Source organism: Phenylobacterium sp. (assembly GCF_020253645.1).
Classification (GTDB): domain Bacteria; phylum Pseudomonadota; class Alphaproteobacteria; order Caulobacterales; family Caulobacteraceae; genus Phenylobacterium.
On the sequence record NZ_JADCBG010000028.1, the window covers coordinates 66,732 to 89,279 of the forward strand.

Annotated in this window: 24 protein-coding genes; 15 read left to right on the forward strand and 9 right to left on the reverse strand. The window is 71.5% G+C overall.

Features of this window, described 5'->3' with window-relative positions; translation table 11 throughout:
• Window positions 1-29 precede the first annotated feature (29 nt).
• Window positions 30-980, reverse strand: coding sequence for a hydroxymethylbilane synthase (gene hemC, locus INE98_RS02090; protein ID WP_293536149.1), 951 nt, complete (start codon window positions 978-980; stop codon window positions 30-32).
• An 87-nt stretch (window positions 981-1,067) separates the two neighbouring features.
• Between hemC and tsaD the strand changes: the two genes are divergently transcribed.
• Genes tsaD through INE98_RS02110 form a run of 4 tightly spaced genes read left to right on the forward strand, consistent with a single transcriptional unit; the run spans window position 1,068 to window position 3,824 of the window.
• The gene (tsaD, locus tag INE98_RS02095) at window positions 1,068-2,153 is read left to right on the forward strand and encodes a tRNA (adenosine(37)-N6)-threonylcarbamoyltransferase complex transferase subunit TsaD (protein WP_293536151.1); all 1,086 of its coding nucleotides are present in this window, start codon (window positions 1,068-1,070) and stop codon (window positions 2,151-2,153) included.
• Entirely contained in the window at window positions 2,150-3,151 is a 1,002-nt protein-coding gene (locus INE98_RS02100; RefSeq protein ID WP_293536153.1) for an NAD(P)H-dependent glycerol-3-phosphate dehydrogenase, read from the forward strand. The genes tsaD and INE98_RS02100 overlap by 4 nt, the downstream gene beginning before the upstream one ends.
• Window positions 3,152-3,171: 20 nt before the next feature.
• Window positions 3,172-3,456, forward strand: coding sequence for a YciI family protein (locus INE98_RS02105; protein ID WP_293536154.1), 285 nt, complete (start codon window positions 3,172-3,174; stop codon window positions 3,454-3,456).
• Window positions 3,456-3,824 (forward strand): Rieske (2Fe-2S) protein, encoded by a 369-nt coding sequence (locus INE98_RS02110; protein WP_293536156.1) that lies wholly within the window; start codon window positions 3,456-3,458, stop codon window positions 3,822-3,824. The genes INE98_RS02105 and INE98_RS02110 overlap by 1 nt, the downstream gene beginning before the upstream one ends.
• A 17-nt stretch (window positions 3,825-3,841) precedes the next feature.
• Here the strand turns inward: INE98_RS02110 and INE98_RS02115 are convergent, their stop codons facing one another.
• Complete coding sequence (locus INE98_RS02115; RefSeq protein WP_293536157.1) at window positions 3,842-4,594, reverse strand: creatininase family protein; 753 nt, start codon at window positions 4,592-4,594, stop codon at window positions 3,842-3,844.
• Window positions 4,595-4,738: 144 nt separating this feature from the next.
• Between INE98_RS02115 and acs the strand changes: the two genes are divergently transcribed.
• Together acs and INE98_RS02125 are read left to right on the forward strand one after the other, a co-directional pair.
• Complete coding sequence (gene acs, locus INE98_RS02120) at window positions 4,739-6,676, forward strand: acetate--CoA ligase (protein WP_293536159.1); 1,938 nt, start codon at window positions 4,739-4,741, stop codon at window positions 6,674-6,676.
• 7 nt (window positions 6,677-6,683) lie between these two features.
• A complete protein-coding gene (locus tag INE98_RS02125; protein WP_293536160.1) occupies window positions 6,684-7,682 on the forward strand; it encodes a small ribosomal subunit Rsm22 family protein in 999 nt (332 codons plus the stop codon).
• On the opposite strand, the gene INE98_RS02130 is transcribed toward INE98_RS02125, so the two are convergent.
• On the reverse strand, window positions 7,676-8,041 hold the full coding sequence (locus INE98_RS02130) for a hypothetical protein (RefSeq protein WP_293536162.1): 366 nt from the start codon (window positions 8,039-8,041) through the stop codon (window positions 7,676-7,678). The genes INE98_RS02125 and INE98_RS02130 overlap by 7 nt on opposite strands.
• Window positions 8,042-8,205: 164 nt before the next feature.
• Between INE98_RS02130 and INE98_RS02135 the strand changes: the two genes are divergently transcribed.
• The 3 genes from INE98_RS02135 (at window position 8,206) to INE98_RS02145 (ending at window position 12,286) form a co-directional block, all read left to right on the forward strand.
• On the forward strand, window positions 8,206-10,563 hold the full coding sequence (locus INE98_RS02135; RefSeq protein ID WP_293536163.1) for a DNA translocase FtsK: 2,358 nt from the start codon (window positions 8,206-8,208) through the stop codon (window positions 10,561-10,563).
• 85 nt (window positions 10,564-10,648) lie between these two features.
• Complete coding sequence (locus INE98_RS02140) at window positions 10,649-11,278, forward strand: outer-membrane lipoprotein carrier protein LolA (protein ID WP_293536164.1); 630 nt, start codon at window positions 10,649-10,651, stop codon at window positions 11,276-11,278.
• A 204-nt stretch (window positions 11,279-11,482) separates the two neighbouring features.
• Window positions 11,483-12,286 (forward strand): exodeoxyribonuclease III, encoded by an 804-nt coding sequence (locus INE98_RS02145; RefSeq protein ID WP_293536166.1) that lies wholly within the window; start codon window positions 11,483-11,485, stop codon window positions 12,284-12,286.
• Here INE98_RS02145 and INE98_RS02150 read toward each other — a convergent pair.
• Complete coding sequence (locus INE98_RS02150; protein ID WP_293536168.1) at window positions 12,283-12,969, reverse strand: response regulator transcription factor; 687 nt, start codon at window positions 12,967-12,969, stop codon at window positions 12,283-12,285. The two genes, INE98_RS02145 and INE98_RS02150, sit on opposite strands and share 4 nt — an antisense overlap.
• 69 nt (window positions 12,970-13,038) lie before the next feature.
• Here INE98_RS02150 and INE98_RS02155 point away from each other — a divergent pair, with 69 nt between their 5' ends.
• Window positions 13,039-13,554: a L,D-transpeptidase family protein gene (locus INE98_RS02155; RefSeq protein WP_293536170.1), complete on the forward strand. Its 516-nt coding sequence runs from the start codon at window positions 13,039-13,041 to the stop codon at window positions 13,552-13,554.
• Window positions 13,555-13,606: 52 nt separating this feature from the next.
• On the opposite strand, the gene INE98_RS02160 is transcribed toward INE98_RS02155, so the two are convergent.
• Window positions 13,607-14,269: a YggS family pyridoxal phosphate-dependent enzyme gene (locus INE98_RS02160; RefSeq protein WP_293536172.1), complete on the reverse strand. Its 663-nt coding sequence runs from the start codon at window positions 14,267-14,269 to the stop codon at window positions 13,607-13,609.
• Here INE98_RS02160 and INE98_RS02165 point away from each other — a divergent pair.
• Window positions 14,241-14,867 carry a thiamine phosphate synthase gene (locus INE98_RS02165; RefSeq protein WP_293536174.1) on the forward strand — a complete coding sequence of 209 codons (627 nt, stop codon included), beginning with the start codon at window positions 14,241-14,243 and terminating at the stop codon, window positions 14,865-14,867. The genes INE98_RS02160 and INE98_RS02165 overlap by 29 nt on opposite strands.
• A 15-nt stretch (window positions 14,868-14,882) precedes the next feature.
• Here INE98_RS02165 and INE98_RS02170 read toward each other — a convergent pair whose 3' ends face one another.
• Window positions 14,883-15,272: an NtrZ family periplasmic regulatory protein gene (locus INE98_RS02170; RefSeq protein WP_293536176.1), complete on the reverse strand. Its 390-nt coding sequence runs from the start codon at window positions 15,270-15,272 to the stop codon at window positions 14,883-14,885.
• A 282-nt stretch (window positions 15,273-15,554) separates the two neighbouring features.
• Between INE98_RS02170 and INE98_RS02175 the strand changes: the two genes are divergently transcribed.
• The 4 genes from INE98_RS02175 to holA all read left to right on the forward strand — a co-directional run bounded on the left by INE98_RS02175 (window position 15,555) and on the right by holA (window position 20,301).
• On the forward strand, window positions 15,555-16,052 hold the full coding sequence (locus tag INE98_RS02175) for a DUF3576 domain-containing protein (RefSeq protein WP_293536178.1): 498 nt from the start codon (window positions 15,555-15,557) through the stop codon (window positions 16,050-16,052).
• 114 nt (window positions 16,053-16,166) lie between these two features.
• Entirely contained in the window at window positions 16,167-18,746 is a 2,580-nt protein-coding gene (leuS, locus tag INE98_RS02180; RefSeq protein WP_293536180.1) for a leucine--tRNA ligase, read from the forward strand.
• Window positions 18,743-19,243: an LPS assembly lipoprotein LptE gene (lptE, locus tag INE98_RS02185; protein WP_293536182.1), complete on the forward strand. Its 501-nt coding sequence runs from the start codon at window positions 18,743-18,745 to the stop codon at window positions 19,241-19,243. Before leuS ends, lptE begins: the two co-directional genes overlap by 4 nt.
• A 5-nt stretch (window positions 19,244-19,248) precedes the next feature.
• On the forward strand, window positions 19,249-20,301 hold the full coding sequence (holA, locus tag INE98_RS02190) for a DNA polymerase III subunit delta (RefSeq protein ID WP_293536184.1): 1,053 nt from the start codon (window positions 19,249-19,251) through the stop codon (window positions 20,299-20,301).
• 21 nt (window positions 20,302-20,322) lie between these two features.
• On the opposite strand, the gene INE98_RS02195 is transcribed toward holA, so the two are convergent.
• The 3 genes from INE98_RS02195 to INE98_RS02205 form a co-directional block, all read right to left on the reverse strand.
• Complete coding sequence (locus INE98_RS02195) at window positions 20,323-21,051, reverse strand: methyltransferase domain-containing protein (protein WP_293536186.1); 729 nt, start codon at window positions 21,049-21,051, stop codon at window positions 20,323-20,325.
• A 32-nt stretch (window positions 21,052-21,083) separates the two neighbouring features.
• Window positions 21,084-21,956 (reverse strand): ParB/RepB/Spo0J family partition protein, encoded by an 873-nt coding sequence (locus tag INE98_RS02200; protein WP_293536187.1) that lies wholly within the window; start codon window positions 21,954-21,956, stop codon window positions 21,084-21,086.
• 10 nt (window positions 21,957-21,966) lie between these two features.
• Window positions 21,967-22,548 (reverse strand): ParA family protein (locus INE98_RS02205; RefSeq protein ID WP_293536189.1); only part of this gene is annotated, 582 nt, incomplete at its 5' end.

The following is a 22,548-nucleotide window of genomic DNA, read 5'->3' on the forward strand; positions in this document are numbered from 1 at the left end:
CGGCGACAATGCGCCCGTCGGCCCGGGAATCAATCGGGAAGCAGGATGAGTTCGCCGCCCTCGGCCTGGATGCGCCGGCCAAGGTCCAGCCCCAGGGCGGCGGCGGCCGTCGCCCCGGCGCCGGCGTCGATGCGCCCCTCTCCCCGGAACCGGTGGAGGCCGTCGGGGGAAAGGGCCTCCACCACCAGGACCAGGTCTCCGCCCTCGAGGACCGCGTGGGCGCCGATGGCCGTGCGGCAGCTGCCTTCCAGGGCGGCCATCGCGCCCCGCTCGGCGGCCACGGCCAGGGCGGTGGGAGCATGGCGGAGGCTTTCCAGCCAGGGCAGATCCCGATCCGCCTCCCGGGTCTGGACGGCCAGGGCCCCCTGGCCCGGCGCCGGCGGCGACAGGCGCGGGTCGATGAAGCTGCGGGGCAGGTCGCCAAGGCCCAGCCGGTTGAGGCCCGAGGCCGCCAGCAGGATGGCGTCGGCCTCGCCGGCCCTCAGCTTCTCAAGGCGGGTGTCGACATTCCCGCGCAGCATGCGCACGTCGAGGTCCGGCCTCAGGTTCAGGCTCTGGGCCTGGCGGCGCAGCGAAGCCGTGCCCAGGCGCGCGCCCCGGGGCAGGTCCTCGAGCCGGTCGGCGGTCAGGCTGAGGAAGGCGTCGCGGGGATCCTCACGCTCGGGGATGGCGGCCAGGAACAGGCCTTCGGGGGCCGCCACTGGCATGTCCTTGAGCGAGTGGACGGCGCAGTCGATCCGGCCGTCGAGGAGGGCCTCCTCGATCTCCTTGGTGAAGAGGCCCTTGCCGCCGACCTCCAGCAGGCGCCGGTCCTGGATCCGGTCGCCGGAGGTGGTGATGACCACCAGGGGGGCGACGCGCTCGGCGTCCTCCGGCGGGGCGCCGAGGGCGGCGGCGATGCGCCTCTGCATCTGCCCCGCCTGGGCGAGGGAGAGCTTGGAGCCGCGGGCCCCGATCCGGACAGGCTGTTGCGCAGGCACGACGGGAGGGCTACCTCGGCTGGGACTTCACTCCGGACCGGCCCTACAGGAGCCGCGCCGGGCCCGCAACCCGGACCCCCGCCCCACATGACCGACCTGACCGTCCTTGGCGTCGAGACGAGCTGCGACGAGACCGCGGCGGCGGTGGTGCGCCTGTCCGTAGACGGGGCGGTGACCGTCCTGTCCTCCGTGGTCGGCCTGCAGACCGAGGCCCACGCCCCGTTTGGCGGGGTGGTGCCCGAGATCGCCGCCCGGGCCCACGTCGAGACCATCGACTCGGTCGTCGCCGAGGCCATGGAGCGGGCGGGAACCGGCTGGGGGGAGCTGTCCGGGGTCGCCGCCACGGCGGGACCCGGGCTGATCGGCGGGGTGATGGTCGGCCTGTCCTTCGGCAAGGCCGTGGCCCTGGCCCGACACCTGCCCCTGGTGGCGGTGAACCATCTGGAGGGGCATGCGGTCTCCGCCCGTCTCACCGCGCGGATCGACTATCCCTTCCTTCTGCTCCTGGTCTCCGGGGGGCACTGCCAGCTCTTGTGGGTGGAAGGGGTCGGGGCCTGCGCGCGCCTGGGCTCGACCATCGACGACGCGGCGGGCGAGGCCTTCGACAAGATCGCCAAGTCCCTGGGCCTGCCCTATCCCGGCGGCCCGGCCCTGGAGCGGCTGGCGGCGTCTGGGGACCCCGGCGCCTTCGATCTTCCGCGGGCCCTCCTCGGCCGGCCGGGTTGCGACTTTTCCTTCTCTGGGCTCAAGACCGCCGCCGCGCGGCTGGCGGCGACCTGCGGCGAGGCTTCCCGGGCCGACCTCGCCGCCTCGGTCCAGGCGGCCATCGCGCGCCAGCTGGCCGAGCGGACGCGCCGGGCCATGATGGCCTGCGCCCCGGACCCGCCCCCCGGCGGACGGCGCTTCGTGGTCGCCGGCGGGGTGGCGGCCAACGGCGCCGTGCGCGCGGCCCTGCAGGACCTGGCCTCGGAACTGGGCTGGAGCTTCCACGCCCCGCCCCTGGCCTATTGCACGGACAACGCCGCCATGATCGCCCTGGCCGGCGCCGAGCGCCTGGCCCTGGGCCTGACGGATTCCCTATCCGCGCCGGCCCGGCCGCGCTGGCCCCTCGATCCGGCGGCGGCGGCCGACCGTCCCACCCACCTTCCCGGCCGGAAGGGCGCCAAGGCATGAGCGAGACCTTCCGGACTGTCGGCGTGATCGGCGCTGGCGCCTGGGGCACGGCCCTGGCCCTGGTCTGCGCCCGGGCGGGACTGGAGACCACCCTCTACGCCCGGGAAGCCGAGGTGGCGGAGGACGTCAATGTCCGCAGGGAGAACCGGACCTTCCTGCCCGGCGTGCCCCTCGACCCCGGGGTCCGCGCCGTCGCCAGCCCCGGGGACCTGGCCGGCCGGGACCTCTACCTGAACGTCACCCCGGCCCAGCACCTCCGCTCGAGCCTGCGCGCCTTCGCCCCCGTCGTCACCGCCGGGACTCCCATGGTCCTGTGCGCCAAGGGCATCGAGCAGGGCTCCCTGAAGCTCATGACCGAGGTCCTGGCCGAGACCCTGCCGGACGCCCGGCCGGCCGTCCTGTCAGGCCCCTCCTTCGCCGCCGAGGTGGCCCGGGGCCTGCCCACCGCTGTGACCCTGGCCTGTCCCGACGAGGCCCTGGGAGCGGACCTCGCCCGGGCGGTGGCGGGTCCCGCCTTCCGCCCCTACGCCGCCACGGACATGGTGGGCGCCGAGGTCGGCGGGGCGGTCAAGAACGTCCTGGCCATCGCCTGCGGGGTATCCGAGGGGCGGGGCCTGGGGCGGTCGGCGCACGCGGCCCTGATCACCCGGGGTTTCGCCGAGCTGACCCGGATGGCCGTGGCCCTGGGCGGCCGCGCCGAGACCGTCGCCGGCCTGTGCGGCCTTGGGGACCTGGTCCTGACCTGCTCCTCGCCCCAGTCGCGCAACATGAGCGTCGGCCTCGCCCTGGGTCAGGGGAAGAGCCTCGACGCCGCCCTGTCGGGCAAGGTCTCGGTGGCCGAGGGGGTCGCCTCCGCCCCCGCCGTCCGCGACCTGGCCGCCCGAATCGGCGTCGAGGCGCCCATCTGCCAGGCCGTCGCCGCCATCCTCGCCGGCGAGGTCGGGGTCGAGGCCGCCATCACCGGCCTCCTCTCCCGCCCCCTCAAGTCTGAACGCTGAACCCTGAAAGGAGCCGCGCCATGGGCCTCTACGTCCTGGTCTGCAATGACAAGCCGAACAGCCTGGAGCTCAGGCTGGCCAACCGCGAGGCCCACCTGGCCTACGCCCGGGGCTTCGCCGGCCGGCTGAAGGTGGCCGGCCCCCTGCTGGACGAGGCCGGGAACATGGCCGGCTCCCTCCTGATCCTGGAGGCCGATAGCCTGGAGGACGCCAGGGCCTTCAACCTCGGCGATCCCTATCAGACGGCCGGCCTGTTCGCCTCGGTCCAGGTGACCGCCTTTAAGGCGAGCATCGGCGCCCTCTGATGCGTCGTCCGCAGGCGGACAATCCGGCGGCGCCGCCCCCGGGGACGCGGCTTTGCGCGGTGACCGACCTGGGCGACCCGGGCGCCCGTGGCTTCCGTTTCCGGGTTGGCGAGGCCCTCTTCGCCGGATTCCTGGTTCGCGAGGGGGGCGAAGTGCGGGGCTGGGTCGATTCCTGCCCGCACAATGGCTGGCCGCTGGCGGTGATGGACGACCTTTACCTGACCCGGACCGGCGACCGGATCCTCTGCGCGGCCCACGGCGCCGTCTTCCGCCTGGGGGACGGGGTCTGCACCGCCGGCCCCTGCGCCGGAGAGGCGCTGACGCCCTGGCCCGTGACCGTGCGCGACGGAACCGTCGAGACAGCCTGAAGCCCCAGCCCGTAACCTCAGCCTGCGGGCGAGACCTCGGCGGCGAAAGCGGCGACTTCCTTCACGAGGCCCTCGGCGGCAAGCGTCACCAGCTCCCCGCCCTTCTCGGGCGTGGCCTGCGCCGGGTCAGAGCCCATCCGCCCGTCGGGATAGCGGGCGCGGAAATCCGCCGCCTCGCGGATCGGGCCGGTGGGGGCGATTTGCGGCGCGTAGCTGGCGGTCTTGATGGCGTCCGGATAGGCCCACTGGGTCACCGCGATCTCGGAGGGCGTGGCGTGGCTGCCGTGGCCGGTCGGGAACTGGCGGCCGGCCAGGGCGTTCACTCCCGGCAGGTCCCACCAGTTCCTGAGCTTCAGGGAAAAGCCCCGCGGTCGGCCCGCAAAGCTCGCTTCGGCGTAGAGCTCGGAGAAGGCCGCCTCTATGGTCGCGACGTTCCCGCCATGGCCGTTCAGGAAATAGATGCGCGTGAACCCATGGGCCGCCAGGCTGCGACACCAGTCGCCGATGGCGGCGATGAAGGTGGTCGGCCTCAGGGAGATGGTGCCGGGGAAGCCCAGGTGATGCTGGGCCATGCCGATGTTAAAGGTCGGTGCGACCAGGAGGTTGGCGCCCTTCTGGGCCTCATGGGCGATGATCTCCGGGCAGAGCCAGTCCGTGCCGAGAAGACCGGTGGGGCCATGCTGCTCGTTGGAGCCGATGGGCACCACGATCGCCGTGGAACGCTTCAGCTGGGCCTCGATCTCGGGCCAGGTGGACAGGTGCAGCAGCATGGGGATCTCCGGAAGGACGCCCCCTGAGGCTAGCGGCCCGGGCGGCGCGCGCAAGGCGGGGCTGAAATTCCGGCGCTCGCCGCTTCCCCCCGCCGCGCCGGCGCACTAGTAGCGTTCTGGCGAGGACCGCAAGGGAGGCATGGCGTGAGCGAAGGTGAAGTGTTCCCAGTTCCCGGGGCCTGGGCGAAAAAGGCCCTGATGACGGCGGAGGGCTACGCCGCCGCCCTGGCGCGAGTGGAGAGCGACCCTGAGGGCTACTGGCGCGAGCTGGCCGGTCGCCTCGACTGGATCCGGCCGCCGACCCGGACCAAGGATGTCTCCTTCAACCGCGAGGACTTCCACGTGCGCTGGTACGAGGACGGGGTCCTGAATGTCTCGGTCAACTGCCTGGACCGGCACATTACCGAACGCGGCGACCAGGTCGCCCTCATCTGGGAGCCGGATGACGGGGAGAACGGCGCCACCCTGACCTACCGCGAACTGCTGGCCGAGGTCTGCCGGATGGCCAACGTCCTGAAGGCCAAGGGCGTGAAGAAAGGCGACCGGGTCACCATCTACCTGCCGATGGTCCCCCAGGCCGCCGTGGCCATGCTGGCGTGCGCCCGGATCGGCGCGGTTCACTCGGTGATTTTCGGCGGCTTCTCGCCCGACAGCATCGCCGGCAGGATCCAGGACTGCGACAGCCGCATCGTCATCACCGCCGACGAGGGGCTGCGGGGCGGCAGGGTCATTCCCCTCAAGCTGAATGTTGACGAGGCCCTGAAGGACTGTCCGCAGGTCGCCGACGTGATCGTGATCCGGCGCACCCGGGCCGACGTGCCGATGGCGCCTGGCCGGGACGTCTTCTACTCCGACGTCAAGGGAACCGTGTCCGACCAGTGCGACCCGGAGCCCATGAACGCCGAGGACCCACTCTTCATCCTCTACACCTCGGGCTCGACGGGAAAGCCCAAGGGTGTCCTGCACACCACGGGCGGCTACCTGGTCTGGGCCTCGCACACCCACGAGCTCGTCTTCGACTATCGCCCCGGCGAGGTCTTCTGGTGCACCGCCGATGTCGGCTGGGTGACCGGGCACTCCTACGTGGTCTATGGGCCGCTGGCGAACGGGGCGACCAGCCTGATCTTCGAGGGCGTGCCCAGCTGGCCGGACAATTCCCGCTTCTGGCGGGTTGTGGACAAGCACAAGGTCGAGATCTTCTACACCGCCCCGACGGCGATCCGCGCCCTGATGCGGGATGGCGAAGGTCCGGTGAAGGCGACCTCCCGGGCCTCCCTACGCCTGATCGGCACGGTGGGTGAGCCCATCAACCCCGAGGCCTGGCTCTGGTACCACCGGGTGGTGGGCGAGGGCCGCTGCCCCATCGTCGACACCTACTGGCAGACCGAGACCGGCGCCTGCCTGGCCTCGCCCCTGCCGGGCGCCACCGACCTGAAGCCCGGGTCCTGCGCCCGCCCCCTGCCCGGGGTGAAGTTCCAGATCGTCGACGCCGAGGGCAAGGTCCTGGACGGCGCGGTCAGCGGCAACCTCTGCATCACCGACTCCTGGCCCGGGCAGATGCGGACGGTCTATGGCGACCACCAGAGGTTCATCGACACCTACTTCTCCACCTACCCCGGCAAGTACTTCACCGGCGACGGCTGCCGGCGGGACGAGGACGGCTACTACTGGATCACCGGCCGGGTGGATGACGTCCTCAACGTCTCCGGCCACCGGCTGGGGACAGCGGAGATCGAAAGCGCCCTGGTCGCCCACCCTGACGTAGCCGAGGCGGCGGTCGTCGGCTACCCGCATGACGTCAAGGGCCAGGGGGTCTACTGCTTCGTGACCCTCAATGCCGACGTCACGCCCACCGACGTCCTGCAGGCCGACCTGAAAGGCTGGGTCCGGCGGGAGATCGGCGCCTTCGCAGCGCCCGACATCGTCCAGTTCGCCCCGGGCCTGCCCAAGACGCGCTCGGGCAAGATCATGCGCCGCATCCTGCGCAAGATCGCCGAGAACGATCTGTCGAACCTGGGCGACACCACGACCCTGGCGGACCCCGCGGTGGTCGACGACCTCGTGAAGAACCGGCAGGCCTGAGCCCGGCTTGGACGCCGCCCTTCCAGAGGCGCTCCGGGCGGCCATCCAGAGGCGCCTTGACGGGCGGGCGCCGGATGGTCTGGCCGGACGGGCGCAACGTCTGTCCGAGGGATACCGGGCGGGCCGGACCTCGTCGGTGCTGGTCAGGGAGGAGGCCGACGCCCTGGCCTACGCCTTGACCCGGACGCCGGCGACCTACGCCGCGACCCTGAGGGCCCTGGCGGAGGTTCTGGCGCTACGGCCAGACTTTGCGCCGACCCGCCTCCTCGACGCCGGAGCCGGACCGGGCGGCGGCGGCTGGGCGGCTGTGGAAACCTGTCCCTCCCTGACGTCTGTCATCCGCCTGGACCATAGCGCCGCCTTCCTCGACCTGGCGGAAGACCTGGCCGCCGCCGGGCCCTCCCCGCTGGCCGGTGCGATTCGAGTCCGCGCAGACTTGGCGGCAACCGCACAGGAGTTTCCGGAGGCCGACCTGGTCCTCGCCGCCTACGCGCTCACCGAGATCCCGGCCCGGGACCTGGACGCCGTTGTGAGCGGGCTCTGGCGGGCGACGCGGGACCTGCTGTTGATTGTCGAGCCCGGCTCGCCCGACGCCTGGCGGCGGGGCCTCGATATCCGTGCGGCGCTCATCAGGTCGGGCGCCCGACTGGTCGGGCCCTGCCCCCACGACTCGGCGTGTCCGCTGCGTGCGCCAGACTGGTGCCACTTCGCCCAGAGGCTTCCCCGGAGCCGCGCCCACCGCCGCGCCAAGGGCGGGACGGCGTCCTTCGAGGACGAAAAGTTCTTCTGGCTGGCCTTTGAGAGAGGACCGCCGGGTTCAGGCCGGAGGCCCGGGGCCCGGGTCATCGCCCCTCCGAAATCGGGGAAGTCGGGGGTCAGGCTGAAACTCTGCAGGTCCGACGGCGCAGCGGCGGACATCCTGGCGTCGCGACGGGACCGCGCAACCTTCAGCCTCGCCCGGCGGCTTGACTGGGGCGCCGGGTTCGACCCCCCGGAGCCTCAGTAGGGCGGGGGCTGGGTGGTCGCCGCATCCGCGCCCTCGATGAGGTCTCCGACCGCATCCTGGCTCGCCGGCGGACGGGCGGGCGAGGCCGGGGCTTCTTCAGGAGCCGGGGGTCTTTCCGGAGGCGGCGGCGCCTCGGGCTCAGGGTCGGGCTCGGGGATGGGCGGGGGCGGAAGATCCGTGGGAAGCGGCGTCACCTCGGGCGCCGTGACCGCCGGCGCAGTGGTGGCGGCGACGGGCGCCTCGCCGGGGAGGTAGGCGACATCCCGGGCTCCCAGAACACCGGAGATGAAGCCGGCCAGGGCCATCAGGACGATCACGACAGCGGCGATCTTCCTGAGATTTCGGGGCATGGACCACATGTCCCTTTTCCTAGAGCCTGATCCCTCCTGTGGGAACCCTCTGAAGTCAGCTGGAGGGCGCCAGGCCCTCGGGTCGGGCGTGATTGCCGGCGACCTGCCGAAGTAAACGCCTCTTAACCCTCTTTCAGTAAAGATCGACCCCCGGTTCGGAGAGGCGGTGCGTCATGGCGCGGGCGGCGCGGAAGAAGGGTTTGGAGAGAGGCCTCGAGATCGCGGGCGGGGTCTGGGCGCATCCCCTCTCGGCCCGCGCCCGGGGTGCGCTGGCGGCCGGAGCCGGCGTCTGGGTGGCGGTCGCCCTGGCGACCTGGAACGTCGGCGACACCAGCTTCAACGCCTCCGCCTCGGGGGCTCCCGGAAATCTGCTGGGAGGACCCGGCGCGGTCCTGGCGGACCTCGTCCTCCAGACCCTCGGCGTCGCGGGCGCCGGCGCCGCCCTCCTGCTCCTGGTCCTCGGTCTCTCCCGGCTGGCCGGCCCGCATCCCGAGGCGGGGCGAGGGACTCTCCGCCTGCGCGCGGTCTGCGGCGGGGCGGCCCTGGTCGGCCTCTCCGCCCTGCTGGCCTGGTTTCCCGCCCCGGCCGGCTGGCCCCTCGCAAGAGGGCTCGGAGGGCTGACGGGCGAGGGGCTGATCGGACTCGGCGGGGCCGCCCTGGCGGAGTTCGGCCTCCCCTTCGGACGCGGCCTGACCGCCTCGGGCCTGGGCGCGCTCGGGACCTGGGGGCTGATCTACGCCCTTGGTCTGCCGCGACTGGACCTGGCCGGTCTCGTCACGGCGCTGGCGGCGAGGCTTCGGGGCCCGGGCCTCGCCGGCGCCGTACGCTCTCCCTTTCTCACCGAGGCGGAGGCCGCGGCGTCCGCGGGGCCGTCCAGGGCGCGCAAGCCCAGCGTCGTCCCGGGGGCGGCCCCGGAAGGCGCGCCTCCCGAGCCCGAAGCCACGGCGGCGCCCGCGATCCGCCCCCCCAAGGGCGCCCGCGATTCCCGGCGCGAATCCCGCGAGGCGCAGGGCGTTCTCGACTTCGCCCGGGGGGAGGGGTTCGCCCTTCCCGAACTGTCCATGCTCGCCCGCTCCGGCCCGAGGGCGGCGCAGTTCGACGAGGCTGCGCTGAGACAGAACGCCCAGCTTCTCGAGGGCGTGCTGGCGGAGTTCGGGGTGCGCGGCCAGATCGACCAGATCCGCCCCGGGCCGGTGGTGACGCTCTACGAGCTGGTTCCGGCGCCGGGTGTGAAGTCCGCCCGCGTGGTGGCCCTGTCCGACGACATCGCACGCTCCATGTCCGTGGCCGCCTGCCGCGTGGCGGTCGTCCCCGGGCGGAACGCCATCGGCATCGAGCTGCCCAACGCCCGGCGGGAGACCGTCTATCTTCGCGACCTCCTCTCCAGCCCGGAGTATGAGAAGACCGGCCACGCCCTGCCCATGGCCCTGGGGGAGAATATCGGCGGCGAGCCCTACATCGCCGACCTGGCGAAGATGCCGCACCTGCTGATCGCGGGCACCACCGGCTCGGGCAAGTCGGTGGGGGTCAACGCCATGATCCTTTCCATTCTCTACCGCCTGCCGCCGGAGGCCTGCCGGTTCATCATGATCGATCCCAAGATGCTGGAGCTCAGCGTCTACGACGGAATCCCCCACCTTCTCGCTCCGGTGGTCACGGACCCGAAGAAGGCCATCGTCGCCCTCAAGTGGACCGTGCGGGAGATGGAGGACCGCTACCGCCTGATGTCGAAGATCGGCGTCCGGAACGTGGCCTCGTACAATGAACGCGCCCAGGAGGCGGCCGCCCGGGGCGAGCACTTCGAGCGGACCGTGCAGACCGGGTTCGATGACCAGGGCCGGCCGGTCTATGAAAGCGAGCGGATCGACCCCCGGCCCATGCCCTACCTGGTGGTGGTGATCGACGAGGTCGCCGACCTGATGATGGTGGCGGGCAAGGACGTGGAAGGGGCCGTCCAGCGCCTCGCGCAGATGGCGCGGGCGGCGGGAATCCACCTGGTCATGGCCACCCAGAGGCCCTCCGTGGACGTCATCACGGGCACCATCAAGGCCAACTTCCCGACCCGGATCTCCTTCCAGGTCACTTCGCGCATCGACTCGCGCACCATCCTCGGAGAGCAGGGCGCCGAGCAGCTGCTGGGCCAGGGCGACATGCTCTACATGGCCGGCGGCGGGCGCATCACGCGCCTGCACGGACCCTTTGTCTCTGACGGCGAGGTCGAGGCGGTGGCGCGCTTCCTGCGCGACCAGGGCCAGCCCCAGTATCTGGAGGAGGTGACCGCCGGGGGCGACGACGAGGACGGCGAGGGCGACTTCGGCGGCGGCGAAGGCGGCTCGGGCGATGATCTCTACGACCGCGCCGTGGCGGTGGTGACGCGCGACGGGAAGGCCTCGACCTCCTATGTCCAGCGGCGGCTCCAGATCGGCTACAATCGCGCCGCCTCCCTCATCGAACGCATGGAGAGGGAAGGGGTGGTCAGCCCCGCCAACCACGCCGGGAAACGTGAAATCCTGGCGCCGCCGCCGCCCTGACGCACCCTTGCGGCGGACCATCACCCGCCGTCCGGGCATTGACCGGCGGCGTCCGCGGGACCATTTCGGCTGCCGGAGGTTCTCCATGCTGACGCGTCGCACCGCCCTGGCGGGCCTGAGCCTCGCCTCCCTTCCCGCAGCGGCGACCGCCGCGCCGCTCGGCGCCGAGGAGCGGCGTCTCGCCGCCAGCGCGGCGGCCTGGCTTGAGGGCCTCGCGGAGGCCCGGGGCGGCTTCGTCCAGACCGACCCGAGGGGGCGAACGAGCCGCGGGGAGGTGTTTCTCCGGCGGCCCGGGCGGGCGCGCTTCGCCTATGATCCGCCGTCCTCCCTGCTCGTCGTGGCCGACGGCGCCCACGTCTCGGTGGCGGACCCGCGCCTCAAGACCTTCGAGCGCTATCCCCTCGCCGCCACCCCCCTGTCCCTGTTCCTGTCCCGGCGCATCCGGCTGGACGGCGACGCCCGCGTGACCGAGGTGCGCCGGACCCGCGGCGGTTTCGAAATCACGGCCCAGGATGTCCGCCGTCCCAAGGACGGTCGGATTGTTCTGGCCTTTTCGGAGGCCCCCTTCAGTCTGGCGGGCTGGACGGTCACCGACGCCCAGGGTCGGTCCACACGGGTTGACCTCGAAGACTTCCGGCCGGTGACCGGGCTCCCCGCCAGCCTCTTTGTCCTCAAGGACCCTCGCCCGCCAGCGCTCGGGCGGGGCAAGCTGTAGTGAATTTGTCACTTTCAAGTTTAAATGCGCCTTGACTTGACAATTGGTGGGATTGTTGCGCCACTGCAACGCAGAGGTCCGGCCGCGTCGGACCTGCTGGCGTCGGCATTCATCCCCTTCCGACGATGGCGAGAAAGCGTAAACTCCGCCCGGACGGCTCGCGCCTCCGGGCGTTCTTTTTGCGGGCCCGCCCAAGGATCCCCCATGCACCTGAGACTGGCTACCTGGAACATCAACTCCGTGCGCCTGAGGGCCGGCCAGGTGGCGCGCTTCCTCGCCGAGCGGTCCCCGGATGTTCTCTGCCTCCAGGAGATCAAGTGCCGGGACGGCGAGTTCCCGCGCGCCGAGTTCGAGGCCGCAGGCTACCCGCACATGCGCATCGCCGGGCAGAAGGGATCGCACGGGGTGGCCATCCTCTCCCGCCTTCCCCTGGAGGATGCGCCGAGCCTGGACCTCTGCCGGGAGGGGCACGCCCGGTCCGTGGGCGCGCGGGTCCTGGGCGTCGAGGTGCAGAACTTCTACATCCCGGCGGGAGGCGACATCCCGGACCCGGAAGCGAACCCCAAATTCGCCCACAAACTCGACTTCCTCGCCCGCCTGACCGCCGAAGCCCGGCGACGAGACCCGGCGGCGCCCCTGGTCATCACAGGCGACCTCAATGTTGCGCCAGGCGAGTTCGACGTCTGGAGTCACCGCCAGATGCTCCGGGTGGTCAGCCACACGCCGGTGGAGATCGAGGCCATGGCCGCCCTTCGCGAGGCTGGAGATTTCACCGACCTGGTGCGGGCCGCGACGCCCGAGCCGCAGAAGCTCTTCTCCTGGTGGAGCTATCGGGCCGCCGACTTCCGGACGTCGAACCGGGGCCTGCGGCTGGACCATATCTGGATCTCGCCAGGCCTGAAGCCGGCCGCCCTCTCCGGCGGCGCCCGGGCCCGGGTGCATGACGACGTCCGCGCCTGGGAGCGGCCCAGCGACCACGCCCCGGTCAGCGCGGACTTCAGCCTCTAGGGCGCCAGGCGATAGCCGCCGCCTTCGGTCAGGATCAGGCGCCCGCCCCCGGGGTCGCTCTCGATCTTCTGCCGGAGACGGTAGACGTGGGTCTCGAGCGTATGGGTCGTGACCCCGGCGTTGTAGCCCCAGACCTCGGCCAGCAGCTCGTCCCGCAGCACCGGCTTGTCCCCCGCCCGGTAGAGGTATTTCAGGATGTTGGTTTCCTTCTCGGTCAGGCGCACCTTGCGGCCGGAGCTGTCCACCAGGACCTTGGCCGACGGCCGGAATTCGTAGGGCCCCAGGCGGAAGACCGCGCCCTCGGAGTGCTCATGGCTGCGCAGCTGCGCCCGGATCCGGGCCTGGAGCACAGCCAGGCGGAAGGGCTTGGTCACATAGTCGTTGGCCCCGGCGTCCAGCCCCCCGACCATGTCGGCTTCCGCATCGGCGGCCGTGAGCATGATGACGGGGCAAACCACCTGTCGCGCCCTCAGCTCCCGGCAGACCTCCCGCCCGTTGGTGTCCGGGAGGTCGACGTCCAGGAGGATCAGGTCGGGCCGGGACTCCAGGGCGGCCTGCACCCCGGCGGCGCCGTCGGCGGCCTGGACGACGGTGAACTCGCCGCCTGCGCCCAGGAGATCCGCGAGCTCGACGCGCAGCTCGTCGTTGTCATCAATGATCAGGAGGGTCTTGGGTTGAGCCATGGCCCGGAACATGCACCGTGAGTGTGGTCTCCGCCAAGCCTTCAGATCAGGGCGGACCCAGGAGGAACAATGATCTTCACGGCGAGGTCGGACGGGGTTCTGGACATTGACGGCCGCCTGGCGCCCTGCGTTCTCGGACGATCCGGCGTCCTCCCGGCGGAGGACAAGCACGAGGGGGACGGCGCCTCGCCCCTCGGGATCTGGCCGATCCGGCGGGTTCTTTACCGGCCGGACCGGGAACCTGCGCCGCAGACGCACCTTCCCCTGGCCGCCCTGAGGCCCGCGGACGGGTGGTGCGACGCCCCGGGGGATCCCGCCTACAATCGACCGGTCACCCTGCCCTATCCCGCCAGCGCAGAGCCGATGTGGCGGGAGGATCACGTCTACGACCTTGTCGTTGTCCTCGGTCACAATGACGATCCGCCGGTCAGCCCCATGGGATCGGCGATCTTCCTGCACCTGCTCCACCCCGAGGGAACGCCGACCGCCGGCTGCGTGGCCGTCGGGCGGAGCGACATGCTGGACTTCCTGGCGAAGGCGCGTCCCGGCGACGCCCTGGCCATCCTGGAGGCGGTGCGCGGCTGAGCGCCGTCCCCGGCCATCTCGCGGGCGCCCGGACGCCCGGGACAGCGGACCCCTAGACGGCGCCGGATCGCACGCCGAACAGGGCCGAGCCCACCCGGACGCTGGTGGCGCCGAAGCCGATCGCAGTCTCGAAGTCGCCGCTCATGCCCATCGAGAGCTGGTCCAGTCCGTTTCGCGCCGCGATCCTGGCGAGGAGGGCGAAGTGGGGCCCCGGGGGCTCATGGGCCGGCGGAATGCACATCAGACCCTCGACCGGCAGGCCGAGTTCACCGCGCACCCGATCCAGAAAGGCGTCGGCCTGAAGCGGCGCCACCCCGGCCTTCTGCGGCTCCTCACCGGTATTGACCTGGACGTAGAGGCGGGCGAGGCGGCCGGTGCGATCCGCCGCCGCGATCAGGGCGTGGGCCAGCTTTTCGCGGTCGAGGGTCTCGATCACGTCAAAGAGCACGAGGGCCTCCTGCGCCTTGTTCGTCTGCAGGGGCCCGATGAGCCGGAGTTCAAGCCCCTCCCGGCGCCCCGCCCAGCGTTGCGCGGCCTCCTGGACGCGATTCTCTCCGAAGACCTTCTGCCCGGCGGCGAGGACCGGGGCGATGGCCTCCCAGGGCTGCTCCTTGGACACCGCCGTCAGCACGACCTCGGAGGCGCTGCGGCCTGCGGCCTGCGCGGCGGCCGCGATTCGGGCTAGGATGGCGTCGAGTGCGGGAGATGCGGACATTTCGGGATTCTGGACCGTCAGGCGGACAGCGGCCTTCCTAGGCCGTCGGCGGCGGCGGGGAAAGTCCCCGCCGCCCCTGCTGGTCTTCACCGATCCGGACCGGACCCCGGACCCGGCGGCCCTGGCCCGGCGGTTGCCCCGGGGGACGGGCCTTGTCTATCGGGGCTTCGGGGCGCCTGACGCCGCCTGCGTCGCCGCGGAACTGTCCGCGATCGCGCGCCGCCGGGGGCTCGTCCTGCTGATCGGGGCGGACCGGGGACTGGCGATGCGATGCAAGGCCCAGGGGCTTCACCTTCCGGAACGGATGGCCGGTCAGGCGCCGCGCCTGCGCCGGCCGGGCTGGATCCTCACCGCCGCCGCGCACTCGGCCGCCGCCGCGCGCCGGCCCGGGATCGACGCCTTCGTCGTTTCGGCGGTGTTTCCCTCGGCGTCCCGCTCGGCGGGGCCTCCCCTGGGCGTCCTCCGGTTTGCGCAGCTTGCGCGACGAGCCCGGGCTCCGGTCTACGCCCTGGGCGGCGTCAACGATGTCACGGCGGGGCGACTTCGGCTCACACCGGCGGCAGGACTCGCCGGCGTCGACCTGCACGCCGGGGTCTGAGGTGTTGGGCCTCGATCAGAACTTGAAGGCGGTCTCGAGGCGGACGCGGGGGACCTGCTGCTTGGGAGCGATCTTCCGCCAGGCCTCGGGCTGACCGGCCTGGTCTCCCATGGACACGGCGCCGCCAATGCTCAGGCTTGGAGAGACGCGGAAATAGGCGCCCGCCTTGACGTCGGACCAGTCGGGCTCGCGGGTTTGGGGAGACTCCACATTGAGCGTCATGCCCCAGCGGCCCTTGCGGGCGTCCCAGGTCAAGGAGGTGCCGCCGGCGGGCGTCGCCGCCTGATCGACACGGACCGTGAAGTCAGACCGGGTGCGAGCCGGGTCCGCCGACGCGACCGAGCTGGCGCCCAGCACGAGAAGCGCGCCGGCGACCGCTAGCGCGGAGCCCTTGTAAGGCCGCATTTTCACGTCCCGAAACGACACCCGAACACTCACCTTCACAATGACCCTGACTGTTTGCCAGCCAAAAGCGCCCGAAAAAGGGCCTGAGCGATCTAGGGGCAGGCGACGCGGCGGGTCAACCTGCGGCCGGGGCGAAAGGGGGGTTTAGGGTCTCTCGTGTGGCGGCGGGGCCACGCGATTCCTGTTTGGCGCCCGTCCGGGCGTTGATATAGAGGGCGCGGCGCGGGGTGGCGCCGGCCCGCGTCCTTTGGCCCGGGCCCTGAAGTCTTTGGAGCGGTGCGGATGCCGTCGGAAACCGGAGTCCTGAAGAAGAGCCTCTTGGCGGGCCTGGCGATTCTCGCCATCGGTTCCCTCGGGGCCTGCGCGTCCCGGAGCGGGCCCGAGACCGTCCAGGGCGGTCCGCCAGGGGGCTTTCCCCTCCTGGGCGGCGCACGGCCGGAGGCCGCCAGACCCCTCATCTCCGTGAACGGCTATCTCTGGAGGGCGGCTCTGGACACCCTGTCCTTCATGCCGCTCGCCTCCGCCGATCCCTATGGCGGGGTCATCATCACCGACTGGTATGTGAACCCGGAAAAGCCGGACGAGAGGTTCAAGGCGACGGTCTACATCCTCGACAGCCGGCTGCGGGCCGACGGCCTGAACGTGGCCCTGTTCCGCCAGACCCGGGACGCCTCCGGAAGCTGGACCGACGCCCAGGTCAACACCCAGACCGAGATCGACCTGGAGAATGCGATCCTCACCCGGGCGCGCCAGGTCCGACTTTCCGACGTTCCCGGCTGACGCCCGGCGCGCGACCGACCCTCCAGGACCCGCTCACCGGCCCTGACGGACCGGACCGCGCCCCGGGGCCGGTCCGCGCCCTCCCCCGTGACCTGATCCGACGGTATGACCGCCATGACCCGATACAACCCGAAAGACACCGAACCGAAATGGCGCCGCGCCTGGGAGGCGGCGGACGCCTTCCGCGCGGGACCTCCCGACCCTTCCCGGCCGAAGTACTATGTGCTGGAGATGTTCCCCTATCCCTCGGGGCGCCTGCACATGGGCCATGTGCGCAACTACGCCCTGGGCGATGTGATCGCCCGCTACAAGCGCGCCCGGGGCTTCAATGTCCTGCACCCCATGGGCTGGGACGCCTTCGGACTGCCGGCGGAAAACGCGGCTATGGAGCGGGGCGTCGATCCCAAGGCCTGGACCTACGACAACATCGCCCGGATGCGCAGCGAGCTCAAAGAGCTGGGCCTGTCCATCGACTGGTCCCGGGAGTTCGCCACCTGCGACGTGGAATACTACGGCCGGCAGCAGGCCTGGTTCCTGGACCTGTTCGAGAAGGGCCTGGTCTACCGCAAGGAGGGCCGGGTCAACTGGGATCCGGTGGACCAGACCGTCCTGGCCAACGAGCAGGTCATTGACGGCCGGGGCTGGCGATCCGGCGCGGTCGTCGAGAAGCGGCGGTTGAGCCAGTGGTTCCTGCGGATCACCGACTATGCCGACGCCCTGACGGACGACCTCAAGGGCCTGGAGCGCTGGCCCGAGAAGGTCCGGACCATGCAGGAGAACTGGATCGGCCGCTCCCGGGGGGCCCGCTTCGCCTTCCACTTCACTGATTCTGCGCGACCGGACGGGTTGGAGGTCTACACGACCCGACCCGACACCCTGTTCGGAGCCGCCTTCGTGGGCGTGGCCGCCGACCATCCCCTGGCGGCGGACGTCGCGGCGCGCAACCCGGCCGCCGCGGCCTTCGTCGACGCCTGCCGGCGCGGCGCGGTCTCCGAGGCCGAGATCGAAACGGCGGAGAAGCTGGGCTTCGATACGGGCCTGAGGGTCCGGCATCCCTTCGATCCGGGCCTGGAGCTTCCAGTCTGGATCGCCAACTTCATCCTGATGGACTACGGGACGGGCGCCATCTTCGGCTGCCCGGCTCATGACCAGCGCGACCTGGACTTCGCCCGCAAGTATGGCCTGCCGGTCCGACCGGTCGTCCTGCCGCCCGGGGCGGACCCGGCGACCTTCGCGGTGGGCGAGGAGGCCTGGACCGGCCCCGGCGCCCTCTTCAACTCCGGCTTCCTGGACGGCCTGGACATCGAGTCCGCCAAGGCCGCGGCCATCGCCCGGCTGGAGGCGGACAGCGCCGGGGAAGGCGCCACGGTCTTTCGCCTGAGGGACTGGGGAGTCTCGCGCCAGAGGGCCTGGGGCTGTCCCATCCCGGTGGTGCACTGCCCCAGCTGCGGGGTCGTTCCGGTCGCCAGGGAGTCCCTGCCGGTGGCTCATCCGGCGGATATTGTCTTCGGAAAGGCGGGCAACGCCCTGGACCGGCACCCGACCTGGAAGCACGTGGCCTGCCCGTCCTGCGGCGGCGCGGCCCAGAGGGAGACCGACACCCTCGACACCTTCGTGGACTCCTCCTGGTACTTCGCCCGGTTCACGAACGTAGAAGCTGCTGAGCCGATCCAGAAGGCGGCGGCCGATTACTGGCTTCCCGTGGACCAGTACATCGGCGGGATCGAGCACGCGGTCCTGCACCTGCTCTACGCCCGGTTCGTGACCAAGGCCCTGGCCGACACGGGCTACCTGTCGGTCCGCGAGCCCTTTGACGGCCTGTTCACGCAAGGGATGGTGACCCACGAGACCTATCGCCGGCAGGGCGGGGAGTGGGTGGAGCCCGGGGAGGTGGCCATCGAGACCGAGGGCCGCACCCGGCGGGCGCGGCTCCTGTCCACCGGGGAGCCCGTGGTCATCGGCGACGCCGAGAAGATGTCGAAGTCCAAGAGGAATACGGTTTCTCCCGGCGAGATCTTCGAGGTCTACGGGGTCGACGCCGCGCGGCTGTTCGTCTTGTCCGACTCGCCCCCGGAACGGGACGCCCAATGGTCCAACGCCGGGGTCGAAGGCGCCTGGCGGTTCGTCAACCGGGTCTGGGGCGAATTCGAGAGCCAGCCGGCCGGCCCGCACGCGGCCGATCCGACCCACCCCGGGGCAGAGGCGCTGCGCCGGGCGACCCATCGCCTGACCCGGGCCGTGACCGAGGCCATCGAGACCTTCCGGTTCAATTCCGGCATCGCCCGCCTCTACGAGTTCCTGAACCTCCTGCGCGAACACAAGGCGGAAGGCGCCTCTGAGGCCCTCCTGGCCGAGCGCGCCGAGGCCCTGTCAGTCTTCGCCCGGCTGATCGCCCCCTTCACACCCCACCTGGCCGAGGAGTGCTGGGCCCGGATCGGCGGCGAGGGCATGGTGGTCTTCACCCCCTGGCCGGCCTTCGACGAGGCCCTCACCCGGGAGGCCGAGGTGACCCTTCCGGTGCAGGTCAACGGCAAGCGGCGCTGGGAAATCCGCGCTCCGGCCGGCGCCGAGCCCGCCGACGTCGAAAAGATGGTGCTTGACGATCCGCAGACGGCCCGGCGTCTTGAGGGCCTGACCATCCGCAAGGTGATCGTGGTGAAGGATCGCATCGTCAACATCGTGGTCGCAGGATGAGGCGCCGCAGAGTCTTCCTGCGGGGCCTGGTCCTGGTCGCCGGCCTGGCCCTGACCGGGTGCGGCTTCACCCCCCTCTACGCGACCCCGGATCTGGGGGCCGGCCTGGCGGCGGTGGAGGTGATGACCCCGGAAGGCCGGGCCGGGGCGCTGCTCCGGGAACAGCTGGACGACGCCCTGGGTCGCAGGGCCTCGGTGGCGCCCGCCTATCGGCTCGAGCTGGCCCTGTCCGAACTCCGCTATCCCCGGGGGGTCCGGGTGGATAACGTCGCGACCCGTTATGAATATGTCCTGACCGCCGCCTATACGCTCAGCGTCCCGGGGGCTGGCGAGCCCCTCAAGACCGGGCGGGTGCGCGTCGAGCTCTCCTACGACTCGGCGGATCAGCCCTACGCCTCCGTCATCGCCCAGCAGGACGCCCAGGCCCGGGCGGCCCAGGAGGCCGCACGGCGGATCCACCTCGAGCTCGCCGCCTTCCTGGCGGGTCAGGGATCCTGACCGGGGTGATCCTCAGCCGCAGGCCCGACCTCGAGAAGTTCCTGGCCCGGCCGGATCCGCGGGTCAGGGCCGCCGTCATCTATGGGCGGGACCTGGGTGTGGTCCGGGAGCGGGCCGCCCAGCTGGCCCGCGGGGTGACCGAGGATCCGGAAGATCCCTTCAATGTGGCCCTGCTCACCGAGGGCGATCTTGCCGGGGACGACGCCCGGCTGGAAGGTGAACTGGCGGCTCAGTCCCTGATGGGCGGCCGCAGGCTGGTCCGCCTCCGGCTCTCCGGGGAACGGGCGGCGAGCGAAAAGCTCGCGGTGGAGGCGCTGGGCCGGCTCCTGGGCGGGGAACTCAATCCCGAGGCCTTCCTTCTGGTCGAGGCCGGGGCGCTTGGGAGGGACTCCGCGCTTCGCAGGGCCGCCGAGAAGGCGGAGGCCTGCGTGGTCATCCCCTGCTACGAGGATGAGGCGGGGGACGTCGCGCGCATGACCCGGGAGGCCCTGGCGAACGACGGGGTCAGCCTGAACGCGGAAGCCCTCGCCCTCTTCGTGTCACGTCTGCCCCACGAGCGGGGCGTCGCCAGACGGGAGATCGAGCGCCTGGCCCTCTTTCTGGGCCCGGGCTCCGGGGCGGTCGCCGGACCGAAGGAGCTGGAGCCGTTCCTTGGCGTCGAGCCGGAGGCCTCCCTCGCGAACGCCGCCTCCGACGCCTTCGGAGGTCGCCTCGCGGAGGCCCAGGCGGGCCTGAGGCGCGCCGCCCAGGAAGGGGTGTCCGGCGTCGGGGCGGTGCGGGCCCTGGGGCAGCACCTGGGCAGGCTTCGCCGCGTCCTGACCCTGGCGGGGAATGGAGCGGGCCTCCAGGAGGCCGCCAAGGCCTCCGGCGTCTTCTGGAAGGATGAGCGGGAGTTCCTGAGGCAGGCGAGGGCCTGGAGCCTGGAGGCTCTGGAGTCCGTTTCCGGCGACATCCTGGCGGCGGACCGGGCCTGCAAGACGGCCCGCGCGCCGGATGACCTCATCGCCGAACGGCTGGCCCTGCAGGTCGCCGCCCGCGCACGGCGCCTCGGGCTCTAAGAAACCTCCGTCTACGGAGGATTACCCGGAGACGATCAGCCGGTAGCCGGCTTCATAGGTTTCCAGCCCTCTCAGGCCGCCATAGCGTCTGTCCCATTCACCGCTTTCCAGATCGGCGCGAAGACGCTCCAGTCCCGCCCCGGTATCGGCGAGGGCGCGAAACGACGAACTGCCTGAGCGGATGCGGGCGTCCAGGTAGGCCTCTGGTCGCCGCCAGTAGGTGTAGAGGAACCCGTCCGTGCAGTCGTGGGGAATGGCGAGGGGGGTGATGCGGACCGGACCGAGAGCCGCTTCGTAGACGTCCAGGGCGGGCATCCGGGCCTCGTCCAGGGCGGCCAGACCCGGAATGTAGTCGGTCAGCCAGGGCCGGGCCGCGGGATCGAAGGTCAGGATGACGATCCGGCCCCGGACCACCCGCCTCAGTTCCCGCAGGCCGGCGATGGGATCGGGCCAGTGGTGGACCGTCAGCACGGCGAGCCCTGCCTCGAAGGCGCCATCGGCAAAGGGAAGAGCCTGGGCGACAGCCCGGACGGCGGGCGCCGCCCTTGCGGTCCGCTGGCGGATCATCTCGACTGAGGGCTCCACCGCGACGACCCATCGATCCGCAGGCTCATAATTGCCCGTTCCCGCCCCCACGTTCAGGAGGGGGGCGGGCGGACCCAGGGCGGCGACCAGCTTCGCGGCGATCCGGGGGTCGGCCCGCCGAAGTCCGGCATAGCCGTCGCCGATACGGTCATAGAGGGCAGGCATGGGGGGGGCGAACCAGTCGATATGGCCAAGACCTACCGGCGCGAGAGCCGGCGGCAGATCTCGTCGAGCTGTTCCAGCGCGGCGTAGTGGATCCGGACCTCGCCCTGGCCACCTCGGTCGGCGATCTCGACCCTCAGGCCGAGCGCGGCGGAAAGGTCGGACTCCAGGGCCTGGGTGTCGGCGTCCTTCCGGGCCGCCCGGGTCGAGGACCGCGGCGAAGAGCCGGTCTCTGCGTCAGACTGCAGGCGCTTGACCAAGGCCTCGGTCTCGCGGACGGACAGACCACGCTGCACGACCAGCTGGGCGGCGGCGAGGGGGTCTGGCGCCCCGAGCAGGGCCCGGGCGTGGCCGGCGCTCAACTCCGATTCCGACACCATGCCCTGGACCTCCGGGGGCAGGGAGAGGAGGCGGATGGCGTTGGCCACATGCGGCCGGCTCTTGCCCATGGCCTGGGCGACCTCGGCCTGGGTGCGGCCATATCGCTCCACCAGGCTGTGGTAGCCGTAAGCCTCTTCCATCGGCGTCAGGGACTCCCGCTGGACGTTCTCGGCGATGGCCGCCTCGAGCTGCTCGACGTCGGTCATCTGCCGGATGAGGGCCGGGATGGCGTGCAACCCCGCCCGCTGGGCGGCCTGCCATCGCCGCTCCCCGGCGATCAGCTCGAAATGGTCCGCGTTGAAGGGATGAGCCCGGACCAGGATCGGCTGAAGGACGCCGTTCGCCCGGATGGACTCGGTCAGGGCCTCCATCTCCTCCGGGGTGAAGCGGGCGCGCGGCTGGGCCTCGAAGCGATGGATATGGTGGATCGGAATCTCGGTCACGCTGCCCGGCGGAGGCGGCGGGGGGGGCGCCGCCTCTCCCAGGAGGGCGGAAAGGCCCCGGCCCAGTCCTCGCTTCTCAGCCATCGGGGCCTCCTCAGGCCGCCTGTCGCCGCGCGCGCTCGCGCTGGACGACTTCCCGGGCCAGCCTCAGATAGGCCTGACTGCCCGCGCAGTTGATGTCGTAGACAAGGACCGGCTTGCCGAAGGACGGCGCCTCGGACACGCGCACATTCCGCGGGATCACCGTCTGGTAGACCGTCTCGCCGAAATGGCTGCGGACATCGCCCGCCACCTGCTCGGACAGGCGGTTGCGGCGGTCGAACATGGTCAGCACGACGCCCTGGATCTCCAGCCGCGGGTTCAGGCTTCCCCGGACCAGGTCCACGGTGCGCATCAGCTGGCTGAGGCCCTCGAGGGCGAAGAACTCGCACTGGAGGGGCACGAGCACGGCGTCCGCCGCCGCCATGGCGTTGACGGTCAGGAGGTTCAGGGAGGGAGGGCAGTCGATCAGGACATAGGTATAGCGCCCGGACGCCCGCACCGCCTCGAGGGCGTCGCGCAGCCGGAAGGAGCGCCGCGCCTCCTGGCCCAGCTCGATCTCGACCCCGGAGAGATCGGGGTCGGCGGGCGCCAGGTCCAGGCCGGGCAGCCGGGTCGGCGTCACCGCATCGAGAAG